We start from the raw sequence: 13,586 nt of genomic DNA, 5'->3' as shown, positions 1-13,586 counted from the left end.
GTTCGTTCCACCTATCCATCCATCCCGACCACCGCGCGCCGCTCGTGCGGCTGCCCGGTGTTGCCGATCATCTCACTGAGCGCGACAATCCTCGCACCTGTCCCGTCGCCGGGTTCGGCAACGGCCACCGCGGACTCGGTGAACACATGGCTCACCTCGTCCGCACCCCCCTGGTCTGCCCCCATCACCAGCGTCGCGCCCGCGATCGCGGCCGCGACGATCTCGAGCACGCCCGCCACCGAATCAGGTCGGCCCGCCGCTCGCGTGCGTGATTCGAAGTTGAGCCCGGTGCGCTCGGCCACCTGCTCGGCCGCGGTCGCCAGCTCGTCGTAGCTCAGCGTGCGACCGCCGCCGACGAAGGCCACGTCGTCGCCGCGCAGGGCGCGGGTGCGGTGCGCGTAGCCGATCGGGCGAGGTGATTCCGCGGCCAGTTCGGCGCGCAGCGCGGGGTCGGCCAGGTCGTACCAGTCCAGCCCGTCGGGGGCGTCGAGGATGTCGATGGTCAGGCCGAGTTTCACCTCGAGGTTGCTGCCCGGCGGGCGGGCGTCCATCGTCATCAGCGGCACCACCGCCGCACCTGCCTTGAGCACCGCCCAGGTCGCGATCGCCGCGTCCACCCCGCGGTCGAGCCGCACCGCGACTCCCGTACCAGGACCGGCGCCGCGGGCGATCAGCGAACGCGCCAATTGGGATGAGCGGGCATCGAATTCGGCGTAGGCGATCGCCGCTTCGCCCAGCTCGAGCGCAGGCGCGTCCGGGTCTTCCTCCACGGCCGAGGCCAGTTCCTGCGCCAGCGCGGCACCGTTGGCCGACGGCACGGGAGCATAGGCCGCGGCCGTCAGTTCGCGTTCGCGTTCGCCGGCGTCACGCAGGTCGATATCGCCGACACGCACTGTGGGATCGGCGGCGACCGCGGTGACGATCTCGGTGAGCCCGCGCGCGAAGGCGGCGACGGTGCGTTCGTCGAAAAGGTCAGTGGCGTAGGTGAAGACGACGCCGATCTCATCGGGTTCGCCGGTCGCCGACAGGCGCGGTTCGATGTTGACCTGCAGGTCGAACTTGGCGGGCCGGGCCGCGAGGTCCATCGCCTCGATGGTGAGGCCGGGCAGGCGCAGCACGGGGGTCTCGTTGTTGTGGAAGGAGAGCACCACCTGGAACAGCGGGTTGTGCGACACGGTGCCGGTCGGGGCCACCTCCTCGACCACGCGCTCGAACGGCAGGTCGGCGTTGGCGAAGGCGGCGAGGCCGACTTCGCGTGCGGTGCTGACCAATTCGTCGAAGCCGCGGCTCGGGTCGACCTCGGTGCGCAGGGTGAGGGTGTTGACGAACATACCGACCAGGTCGTCGAGCTCGGGTTCACCCCGGCCGGCGATCGGGGTGCCGATCGCGATATCGGTGCTGCCGGAGATCCGGGCGAGCAGCACGGCCAGTGCCGCGTGCACGACCATGAACAGCGACGCGTTGTGCCTGCGGGCGATCTCGGCGAGGCGGACATGAACGTCGGCGGTCAGGGTGGTGCTCACATCGGCGCCGCGCAGCGAGGCGTGCGAGGGGCGCGGATGGTCGTGCGGCAGCTCGACCGTGCCCGCCTGCCCCGACAGTGTGCGCCGCCAGAACTCCAGCTGCCGCGCGGCGGTGGAATTCTCGTCGGATTCCGAGCCGAGCACCTCGCGCTGCCACAGCGCGTAGTCGGCGTACTGCACGGGCAGTGGCGACCAGGCGGGTGAGCGTCCCTCGACACGGGCCCGATAGGCGATCACGAGGTCACGGGCCAGCGGCGCCAGCGAGGCACCGTCGGCGATGATGTGCTGCACCACCACGGCGAGCACGTACTCTTCCTCCGCGAGCGGGTCGTCGGCGGGCGAGGTGAACAGCCCGGCGCGCAGGGGAACTCGCTCGGCGACATCGAAACCGCTCGCGAGCAAACGCATCACCCGGTCACGGGGATCGTCGCATTCCTCCAGCGCGAGGCCAGTCGGCAGAACCGCGCTGACGGGCAGGATCTCCTGATACGGAACAGCGTCGGCGTCATCGGCCGGGAACCGGGTGCGCAACGCCTCGTGCCGTTCGAGCACATCGGCGACGGCGTAGCGCAGCGCGGAGGTGTCGAGCGCCCCGCGCAACCGCAGGACCAGCGGGATGTTGTACGCCGGAGAGTCGGGGTCGATGCGGTTGAGCAACCACATCCGCTGCTGCGCGGGCGAGAGCGGAACGACGCCACGGTCCTGCGCCGGAATCAGCGGTGGTCGTGGCGCGGCCACCGAACCGGGACGCACGCGGGCCGCGAGCGAGCCGACGGTCGGCGCCTCGAACAGGTCACGGACCACCAGGTCGGTGCTCAGTGCCTGGTCGATGCGGGCGATGGCCCTGGTGGCCAGCAGCGAGTTGCCACCGCGGTCGAAGAAGTTGTCGTCCAGGCCGATCTCGGGCACGCCGAGCAGGGTCGCGAATACCTCGGCGACGCTGAGCTCGATGGGCGTGGTCGGCGCGCGGAAGGTAGTGGCGGCGGTGAACTCCGGCGCGGGCAGTGCCGCCCGGTCGAGTTTGCCGTTGGTGGTCATCGGCAGTTCCGCGACCACCACGACAGCGTCGGGCACCATGTATCCGGTGAGGAAGTCGGCTACGGCGGCCCGCACTTCCACCGGGTCGAGACCCGCGACCACGCGGGGATCGGCGGGCTCGGCGTAGTCGTCGGACCCCGCGCCGGTGTCGCCACGTCCGAAGCGCGCGCCCACCGGCGGCTTCGGAAGTACGGTCGTGGGCGCGTCGTTCGGATCGAGGACATCTGTCGCCGGGACGACGTAGGCGATCAGCCGGTCTCCGGCGTGCTCGTCGGCGCGCACGATGACCGCGGACTGCCCGACACCGGGCACCCGCAGCAGGGCTGCCTCGATCTCGCCCGGTTCGATACGGAAACCACGCAACTGCACCTGCTGGTCGCCGCGGCCGCCGTATTCGAGGGTGGGGGTGCCACGGAACCCGATCCAGCGGCCGAGGTCACCGGAGCGGTAGCGCCGGGCGCCCGGTTCACCGAACGGGTCGGCGACGAAGCGGGTGGCGGTGAGACCCGGCTTGCCGAGGTAGCCGCGCGAGAGCTGGTGGCCCGCGATGTAGAGCTCGCCCGCCACACCGAACGGCACCGGGCGCAGACGGTCGTCGAGGACGACCACCGACAGTCCGGGCAGCGCACGGCCGATGAGGCTGCCGGGCAGGTCGACGGCGGATCCGCCGATGTGGTCGGCGTCGGCCGGCGCCCGGTCGGCAACGATGTCCGCGGTCCGCGCGGTCAGGACCTGGTGCGAGACATGGACGGTGGTCTCGGTGATGCCGTACATGTTGACGAGTTCCGGTGCGCCCGGCCCGTTTCCGTAGCGGTCGTACCAGCGGCTGAGCTTGCGGGGGTCCAACGCCTCACCACCGAAGACCACGTACCGCAGCGGCAGCGCGATGGCGCCCGCGGCCTGCGCGGCCCGGTCGGCTTCGTCGAGCTGGGCGAAGGCGGTGGGCGTCTGGCTCAGCACCGTCACGTGTTCACGGGCCAGCAGTTCGCGGAATTCGATCGGCGACCGGGAGGTCAGGTGGTCGACGACGACCACCGACGAGCCGCCTGCCAGCGCGCACCACAGTTCCCACACGGAGAAGTCGAAGGCGAAGGAGTGGAACACCGTCCACACGTCGTCCTCGTCGAAGGCGAACAGCAGCTGGGTGTTGGCGAACAGCTCGAGCACATTGCGGTGGGTGACACCGACGCCCTTGGGCAGGCCGGTGGAACCCGAGGTGTAGATGACGTACGCGAGATGATCCGGGCGCAGCGGGGCACGGCGTTCATCGGGATGCAGGGGAGCGTCGCTGTAGACGGGCGGCTCGTCGAGCAACACGACGGGCAGATCCGCGAGCGCCGTCAGCAGTTCGCGCTCGGCCGAGGTGGTCAGCAGGACAGCGGGTTTCGCGTCGCCGACGATGTAGGACAGCCGCTGCGCGGGGTATCCGGAGTCGATCGGCAGGTAACCCGCACCCGACAGCAGCACCGCGAGCAGCGCGACCGGCAGCTCCTCGGTGCGCGGAACGGCCACGGCCACCAGGGTTTCCGGGCCCGCGCCCTGCACGATGAGCGCGCGCGCCAGCGCCGATGCCCTACCGAGGAGGCCGTCGAAGGTGAGGGACCGCTCCCCCGCCCTGATCGCGATCGCCTCGGGACGCTGTTGCGCCTGGGCGGTGATCAGGTCGGTGAGAGTGACCTCGGGAACCGTGATGCCGGGCGAATAGCCTTCGCGCAGGACGAGTTCACGCTCACCTGGGGCGAGCACGTCGATATCGCCGACCGGCTTGGCCGGGTCGGCCACCACCGCGGCGAGCACCCGCGTCCAGCGGTCGGCGAAGTCGGCGACCGTGGCGCGGTCGAAGAGGTCGGTGGCATAGACGAAGGTGGCCGCCATGCCCTGCGGCGCGCCGTCGACGCCGATGTGTTCGGCGAGCTCCACCTGCAGATCGAACTTCGCCAGTGGCACCGTGAAGTCGGCGGCGGAAACGGCGAGGCCGGGCAGCGCGAGGTCGGTGCGGGCCAGGTTCTGGAAGGTCAGCATCACCTGGAACAGCGGGTGCCGCGCGGTCGAACGCACCGGCTCCAGCAGTTCGACGAGCCGCTCGAACGGCACGTCGGCATGCCCGAAGGCGGCCAGATCGCGTGCTCTGACCTCGGCGAGCAGCCCGCCGAAGTCCGTCGCCGGATTCACCTCGGTGCGCAGGACCAGGGTGTTGACGAACATGCCGATCAGCTCGTCGAGCGCCTGCTCGCCACGACCGGCCACCGGGGTGCCGATCGCGATGTCGCGGGTGCCGGAGAGCCGGGCCAGCAGCATGGCCAGCGCGGTGTGCACCACCATGAACAGCGTGGCGTTGTGCTCGCGGGCCAGCGCGGACAGACCGGCGTGCACCGAGGCGGGGACCTGGACGCTCAGCGACCCGCCCGCCCGGCTCGACACGGCGGGACGCGGCCGGTCGGTGGGCAGTTCGAGCTGTTCGGGCAAGCCGGACAGTGTCTTTCGCCAGAAGGCCAGTTGCGCGGCGAGCAGCGAATCCGGGTCGTGCTCGGCGCCGAGCAGTTCGCGCTGCCACAGCGTGTAGTCGACGTACTGCACCGGCAGCGGCGGCCATTGCGGCGCGCCGCCACCGCGCCGTTCGGCGTAGGCGGTGAGCAGATCCCTGGTCAGCGGCGCGAACGAGAAGCCGTCGGCGGCGATGTGGTGCACCACGCAGACGACGACGTGCTCGTTGTCCGAGATCGCGAGCACCCGCACCCGCACCGGCGGCCCGGCGGTGACGTCGAAGCCGGTCAGCGCGGCAGCGCCGATCGCCTCGGTCAGGTCTTCCTCCGCCACCTCGACGATCTCGAACTCGGGCACCGCGGCAGGGTCGCCCGCCGCCAGCACCAGCTGGTGACCTTCGCCGTCGAGGACCGCGCCGTGGCCCTCGGCGCCGATACCGTCGGACACCGGGTAGACCGTGCGCAGAACTTCGTGGCGCGCGATCAGGTCGGCGATGGCGGCGCGCAGGGCGGGCAGGTCGAGGCGGCCGGAAAGGCGGACCGCGACCGGGATGTTGTCCACGGCCGACGCGGGGTCGAAGCGGTTGAGGAACCACATCCGCTGCTGGGCGTAGGACAGCGGGACCCGCTCGGGGCGCGGACGCGGCGTGAGCGGGAGCGCGTGTGCCGTAACACGGTGCTGCTCGGCTCGATTGGCGAGGGCGGCGACGGTCGGGGCCTCGAACACCGCCTGCACCGGCACCCGCACGTCCAGCGCGGCGCCGATGCGGGCCACCGCCTGCGCGGCGAGCAGCGAGTCGCCACCCAGTTCGAAGAAGTCGTCGTCGGCGCCGACCCGGCCCGCGCCGTCTCGCAGCAACAGCGCGGCGAACACGTCGGCCACCACCTGTTCGGCCGGGGTGGCGGGCGCGCGGAAGCCGCGCGCGGTGAACACCGGCGTCGGCAGCGCGGCGCGGTCGAGCTTGCCGACCGAGGTCAGCGGCAGCTCGTCGAGGACCATGATGACCGACGGAATCATGTACGCGGGCAACGATTCCGCGAGGAATTCCGCCAGCGCCCCGGTGTCGACGGTGCAGCCCACGCGCGGCAGCACGTAGGCGACCAGCGCGGTCGCGCCCGAGGGCATCGTCTTACCCAGCGTCACGGCGTAGTCGAGGTCGGGGTGCGCGGTGAGCGCGTTGTCGATCTCGCCGAGTTCGATCCGGAAGCCGCGCACCTTCACCTGGAAGTCGGTGCGGCCCAAATATTCCAGCGTGCCGTCGTGTTCGAACCGGCGCACCAGATCACCGGTGCGGTACAGCCTGCCCGGCCCGAACGGCGAGGCGACGAAGCGTTCCGCGGTGAGCCCCGGCCTGCCCAGATACCCCTGCGCGAGCGCGGGGCCGGAGAGGTACAGCTCGCCGACGACTCCGGCGGGCACCGGCCGCAGCCGCGCGTCGAGCACGTACAAGCCCATGCCGGGCACCGCGTGGCCGATGGTGATCGGCGCGTGCGCCCGCAGTGGCGAGGTGCTGGTGGCGAGGATGGTCGCCTCGGTGGGGCCGTACCCGTTGTAGAACGCGCGCCCACCGGTTGCCCAGCGGCCGACCAGTTCCGGGCCGAACCGGTCGCCCGCGACGATCACGGTCGACAGGTCAGGCAGCCCGGCCGGGTCGACGGACTCGAGCGCGCCGGGGGTGATCAGCAGGTGGGTGATGCGTTCGCGGCGCAGCAGATCCGACAGTTCGAAACCGCCGAACACCCGCGGCGGCGAAACCACCAGGGTCGCACCGGTGCTGAAGGCGAGCAGCAACTCGAGTACCGACACGTCGAAGTTCGGCGAGCAAACATGCAGCACCCGCGAATCGGGTTGTACGCCGAAGTGTTCGCGCTCGGCGGCGACCAGGGTGGCGAGCCCCGTGTGCGTCACCACGACGCCCTTCGGCTTACCGGTGGAGCCGGAGGTGTAGATGACGTAGGCCGGGTGGCCTTCGTCGATCGGGCGGACCCGGTCGGCGTAACTCACCGCGTGGCCCGGCCGCACGGCGATGCGCTCGGCGACCACCGGGTCGTCGAGTTCGATCCAGTACGCGGTGGTGCCGAGGCAGGCGCGATGGGCCGCGGTGGTCAGGCCGATGGTCGCGCCGGAGTCGGCGACGATGTGGGCGATCCGATCGGCCGGGTAGGCCGGGTCGACCGGCACGTACGCGGCACCGGTCTTGGCGATGGCCCACACCGCGAGCACGGACTCGATCGAGCGGGCGATCGCGATGGCGACGACATCGCCCGCGCCCATCCCCCGGTCGATGAGTTCGCGCGCCAGGCGCGAGGATCGCTCGTCCAGCTCACGATATGTGAGGTGCTGTTCCGCGCCGGGCATCCCGGTGGGGTTGTAACGCAGCGCGATCGAATCGGCCGCGGATTCAACGGCGGCCGTGAGTAGCTGACCGAACAACGGTGCGCCGGTAGCACGTCGGCGACCGGCACGGCCCGTGCGGCGGGGGGTTTCCACAGACCAATACACCTCTCGCGTCCGGCGGCCGAGTCGGACACAGCATAGCCACACCTACATAGCCGCTGCCGACCGTCGCCGAGGTGTGCGCCACGACACACCAACTCTATCGCAACGGAATCGTAATGCCCATGTAGTCCGTTACGGACGTGTATCGCCGGATCCGTCCGCACCCGCGACGACCTGCGCAATTGCCGGTCCGGACGTGGCTACCGCCACAGCGGAGAGCATCTCCTGGTGGGTGGCCTCGACCGGGTGGTCAGCAATGATCCCGCTGACGTACGGGCGCCATCGCGAGGCCCCGTCCCCCAGCTTTTGGGGGGTCCGCAGGGCGGTGAAATAGGTCAGATCCCCGTCGAATCGTGCGGGTTCGAGCTCGGTGAGAAGCGCCACCGAGCGCAGTGCGCCGCGGTACATGCCCACGAACTGCGCGCGCGAGATCGGCGTGTCCGCAGCGAGTGTTGTGTGCAGTGATTCCAGTGCCTCGTCGCCGAGTTCGGTGAGTTGGCTGGGCAGTTGCCGCTCGGGTATGCCGAGTTCGGTGAGCACGTGCCGCAATTCGGTGGCGAAGTCGGCGAGTGCGGCGCCGGGGAGGCTGTCGAGCATCGTCAACGACGCCACCGTCTCGCCCTCGGCTTGCAGGCGGGTCGCCACGGCCTGCGCCAGGACGCCGCCGAGGGACCAGCCGAGCAGCTGATAGGGGCCATGGGGCTGGACGCCGCGGATTTCGGCCAGGTAGCGGTCGACCAGCTCCTCGGCTGAGGCGGGCCGGAATTCCGGATCGCTCAGTGCCGGCGACTGGATGCCGACCACGGGCTGATCCTCGGGCAGGTGCGGCACCAGGCTCGCGTAGGCCCAGGCCAGACCCGAGACGGGGTGCACACAGATCAGCGGCGGGCGGGTGCCGCGGCGGGCGATCGGCAGCACGACCGCGAGTGCTGCTTCGAGGTCGGCCGCGTCCGCGGGGCCGTCGCTGATTCTGGTAGCGAGGCCGGCGACGGTCGGGTCGGCGAAGAACGCGGCGACGGTGAGCTCCACGCCGGTGTGTTCGCGCAGGTGGTGCACGACGCGGGTGGCCAGCAGTGAGTTGCCGCCCAGCGCGAAGAAGTCGTCGTCGAGGCCGGGGTTCCGCGCGCCGAGGACCTCGGTGAAGACGGCGGCTACGGCGATCTCGTGCTCGGTCTCGGGGGCGCGGTAGCGGCGGGGTTCGAGCACCGGCGCCGGAAGGGCGGCCCGGTCGAGCTTGCCGTTCGCGTTCAGCGGGAGGCGGTCGAGCACGACGAAAGCCGAGGGGACCATGTAGGACGGGAGTACCTGCGCCACCGCGGCTTTGGCCTGCGCGGTGGTGAGCTCCCCGCCGGGCGCGGGGACGACATAGGCAACCAGCCGGTCACCGAGTTGCGGGTCGGTCGTGGCGACGACCGCTGCCTGGGCGATCCGCGGCGCGGCGAGCAGGGCTGCTTCGATCTCGCCGAGTTCGATGCGGAATCCGCGGATCTTGACCTGGAAGTCGGTGCGACCGCGGTAGTCGAGTTCGCCGTCAGCGGTCCAGGCGACGAGATCACCGGTGCGGTACATGCGGGCGCCGAGCTCGGAGAACGGGTCGGCGACGAAGCGGTCCGCGGTGAGGTCGGGTCGGCCGAAATACCCGCGGGCGAGCTGCGCGCCCGCCAGATACAACTCTCCCGCGACACCTACCGGGACCGGACGCAGACGGGCGTCGAGGACGTAGACCCGGCTGTTTCGTTCGGGCCGGCCGATCGGGACCGTGGTGCGATCGGCGGTGGTGACGCGGTGGTCGGTGATGGAGACCGCGGCCTCGGTCGGGCCGTACAGGTTGTGCAGCGCCGCCGGGTTCGTCGCCAGGAAACGCTGGGCGGTGGCGGCGGGCAGCGCCTCGCCGATGGCGAGCACGCGCCGCAGCGACTTCGGCAGGGCACCGGCGGATTCGGTGAGCAGCGCATCGAGCATCGACGGCACCGCGTGCAGGGTGGTCACCGAGTGCGCGGCGAGCACGCGGAGCAGGTAGGCGGGGTCGCGATGGCCTTCCGGAGCGGTGATCACCAGGCGCCCACCGCAGATCGCGGCCGACCAGAATTCCCAGACCGACAGGTCGAAGGTGGCGGCGGTCTTCAACAGGACCGAATCGTCGCGGTCGAGGCCGAATGCTTCTGTCTTCCACCGCAGCTGGTTGACGATGGCGGCGTGCGAGACGGCGACGCCCTTCGGCTTGCCGGTCGAGCCGGAGGTGAAGATGACGTAGGCGGTGTTCCCGGACCGCAACACCCCGATGCGCTCGCTCGCCGCAATCGGGTCGGCTGATACCGCCGACAGGTCCAGGGTGTCGACGGCGATCACCGGCGCACCCCGTGTCGCGTCGACGCCGGCGGTGAAACCGTCACGCGTGGTGCTCAGTACGCAGGTCGGGGCAGCGGTCGCGAGCACATGCGATACCCGCTCGGCGGGCTGGCCGGGATCGACGGGAACGTAGGCGGCGCCCGCCTGCGTCACCGCGTACATGGCGACGACCAGCTCGGTCGAGCGTCGCATCGCCAAGGCGACCCGGTCCTCGACGCCGACGCCCTGCGCGATGAGGTGTCGCGCCAGCTGATTCACGCGCCCCGCGAACCCACGATAGGTGAGCGTGGCGCCGTCGGCGTCGACGAGCGCCACACCGTCCGGGTTCGCGGCCGCGGTGTCGGCGAACAGGGCGGCGAGCGTCGTGGCCGGGGTGGTGTGGCCGGTCGCGTTCCAGTCGTGCAGGATTCGCGCACGCTCGGCATCGGAGAGCAGGTCGATCTCGTCGACGGGGCGGCCCGGCGCGGCGGCGATCGCGGTGAGCACTCGCGCGAAGCGATCCGCGTAGGACTGTGCGGTCGACTCGTCGAAAAGGTCCGTGGCATAGGTGAACACGCCGCTGATCCCCTGCGCCACGCCATCACTGTCGTAGCCGTCGGCGACGATGGCGTGCAGATCGAACTGGGACACCGCGAGATCCACGTCGACACCCTCGACCGCGGTCTCGCCGAGTTCGAGGCCGGAGCGGCTGAGGTTCTGGAAGGACAGGCCGACCTGGAACAGCGGGTGGCGGGCAGTGGAGCGGGCGGGGTTGATCGCCTCGACCAGCCGCTCGAACGGCAGGTCCGCGTTCGCGAAGACCTGGAGGTCGGTATCGCGCTGGCGGGCGAGCAGTTCGGTGAACGACTCACCGGTTCGCAGCGTGGTGCGAAAGACCAGGGTGTTGACGAACATGCCGATCAGGTCGTCGAGCGCGGCCTCGCCACGACCCGCGACGGGGGTACCGACCGCCAGATCGTCGGTGCCCGCGAGCCTGGCCAGCGTCACCGCGAGGGCGGTGTGCACGACCATGAACAGCGTCGCGCCCTGATCGCGCGCCACAGCCAGCAGGGCACGATGGGTTTCGGCGTCGACCTCGATCGGGACGCGACCACCGGCGAAGGACTGCACGGCGGGACGCGGCCGGTCGGCGGGCAGGTCGAGCTGGTCGGGCAGCCCGGCCAGCGCGTCACGCCAGTAGGCGAGCTGGGCCGAGGCCAGCGACCGCGGGTCGTCCTCGCTGCCGAGCAAGGCCCGCTGCCACAAGGCGTAGTCGGCGTACTGCACGGCCAGCGGCGCCCACTCCGGCGCGTCACCCGCCGAGCGGGCCGCGTAGGCGAGCATGAGATCCCTGGTGAGCGGGGCGAGTGAGGACCCGTCACCGGCGATGTGGTGCACGACCACCGCGAGCACCGCTTCGTCGCCACCGAGTTCGAACAACGCGACCCGCAACGGCACCTGGCCGCGCACATCGAACCCCGACGAACCGAACTCGTGTATGGCGGCGGTGAGCTGCTCGGGCGCGATCGAGCGCACCTCGAGCCGCGGCGTCGCCTCGGTCCCGGTCAGGATCTGCTGGATCGGCCCGCCGTCGGTCTCGGGGTAGATCGTGCGCAAGGTTTCGTGCCGGGCGACGAGGTCGGCGACGGCGGCGCGCAGGGCTTCGACATCGATGGCCCCGTGCAGCCGCACCGCCATCGGAATGTTGTAGGCGACCGATCCCGGGTCGAACTGATTGAGGAACCACATCCGCTGCTGGGCCAGCGACAGCGGAATCCGTGCCGGCCGCTCCCCCGCGGTCAGCGCGGGACGTGCACCCGCACCGGCGGATTCGGCGAGTCGCCGGGCCAGCGTTTCCACCGTCGACGCCTCGAACAGCAGCCGGACCGGAAACGCGGTGTCCAGCGCGGCACCGAGGCGGGCGGCGACCTGGGTGGCCATCAGTGAGTTGCCGCCGAGGGCGAAGAAGTCGTCGTCGAGGCCGAGCTGCGTGTCGCCGAGGTCGAGCACCTGAACGAAGGTGCCTGCCACGATCTCCTCGACCGCCGTGGTGGGAGCACGGAATTCGGCGTGTTCGAGGATCGGTGCGGGCAGCGCCCTTCGGTCGAGCTTGCCGACCGGGGTGAGCGGGATGGTGTCGAGCTCCATCAGCACGGTCGGCACCATGTGCGCGGGCAGGCTGCGCTCGGCGAAGGCGGTGAGCGCGGCGGTGTCGACGGTCGCACCCGGAGCCGCGTGCACGTAGGACACCAGAATGGTGGCGCCGCTGTCGAGTTCGTGACCGATGGTGGCGGCGAAGTCGAGGCTCTCGTGGGCCGAGAGCACCGCGTCGATCTCACCGAGCTCGATGCGGAAACCACGGATCTTGACCTGGAAGTCGTTGCGGCCCACATAATCCAACGCGCCATCGGCGGTCCAGCGGACCAGATCACCGGTGCGGTAGAGGCGAGAACCGGCCGGGTCGAACGGATTCGCGACATAGCGCGAGGCGGTCAGGCCCGGGCGGGCGTGGTAGCCGCGGGTCAGCTGGGCGCCGGTGATGTAGAGCTCGCCGGTGACGCCGGGCGGAACGGGGCCGAGCCGGTCGTCGAGGACGTATTCGGCGACCCCGTTGATCGGGCCGCCGATGGTCATCGGGTCGCCCGGTTTCAGCGGCACACTGATGTTGGTGACGATGGTCGTCTCGGTGGGCCCGTATACGTTGTGGAATTCGCGCAGGGTGCCGTCGGCGAGCGGAATCGCCCAGCGCCGCAGCAGATCCGGTGCAACAGCCTCGCCACCCACCGCCACCACCCGGAAGTCGTCGAGCCCGTCCGGGTCGATCGAGGCCAGCGCGGCCGGAGTGATGAACGCGTGGCTCACCCGTTCCCGCCGCAGCAGCGCGGCCAGATCGTCGCCGCCGTACACACTCGGGTCGACGATCACCATCGTGGCGCCCGCGCCGATCGCCAGCAGCAGCTCCAGCAGCGAGGCATCGAAGGACGGCGACGCGAAATGCAGCGTGCGCGAGGTGGGTTCGACACCGTATTGCCGACGCTGCTCCTCGCTGAACCCCGCGAGCCCGGCCTGCGTCACCGCGACGCCCTTCGGCAGGCCGGTGGAGCCGGAGGTGTAGATGAGGTACGCGAGATCCTCGGCCCGCACCGGACGAAGCCGGTCGGCGGAGGTGATCGCCTCGCCGGAGAAGTCGTCGAAGGGATCCGCCGGGTCGCCGCCGTCGAGTGGGAGCCATTGCACCTGCGCGGGAAGTCCGGCAGCGACGGCCCCGACGGTCAGCCCGAAGACCGCGCCGGAGTCGGTGACCATGTGCGCCACCCGGTCCGGTGGGTAGTTCGGGTCGACGGGGACGAAGCCTGCTCCGGTCTTGGTGACGGCCCACACGGCGAGGACCGATTCGATCGAGCGCGGGATTCCGATGGCGACCAGGTCGCCCGCGCCGATGCCACGACCGATCAGGAAGCGGGCGATGCGGTTCGAACGCTCGTCGAGTTCGGCGTAGGTGAGGCTGCCGAGGGTGCGGGCGGCGTCGGCGAGGACGACCGCGAGACCGTCGGGGTTGGTCTCGACCGCGGTGGCCAGCAGCTGTGCCAACGCGGTGACCCGCGGGCGACGCGTACGAACCGGTCGGGTTCTTGCCGGTCGTGTCATAGCTGTTCCACCTCACCCATCACCGAAACTTGTTGTCCCGCGGCGGAGCCCCGCGCCGCGAGCGCC

Annotated in this window: 1 protein-coding gene and 1 pseudogene; both read right to left on the bottom strand. The window is 70.8% G+C overall.

Going from position 1 to position 13,586, the window contains the following annotated elements; all coding sequences use genetic code 11:
- Positions 1-11 precede the first annotated feature (11 nt).
- Positions 12-7,535 (bottom strand): amino acid adenylation domain-containing protein, encoded by a 7,524-nt coding sequence (locus ACFULV_RS14360; protein WP_378656558.1) that lies wholly within the window; start codon positions 7,533-7,535, stop codon positions 12-14.
- Between the two features lie 141 nt (positions 7,536-7,676).
- Positions 7,677-13,514 (bottom strand): annotated as a pseudogene (locus ACFULV_RS14355) (amino acid adenylation domain-containing protein); the annotation flags it as partial.
- Positions 13,515-13,586: the final 72 nt, after the last annotated feature.

Source organism: Nocardia sp. NPDC057272 (assembly GCF_042668615.1).
Classification (GTDB): Bacteria; Actinomycetota; Actinomycetes; order Mycobacteriales; family Mycobacteriaceae; genus Nocardia.
The sequence above is the reverse complement of the archived record's forward strand: the minus strand, read 5'-3'. Positions and strand labels throughout refer to the sequence as shown.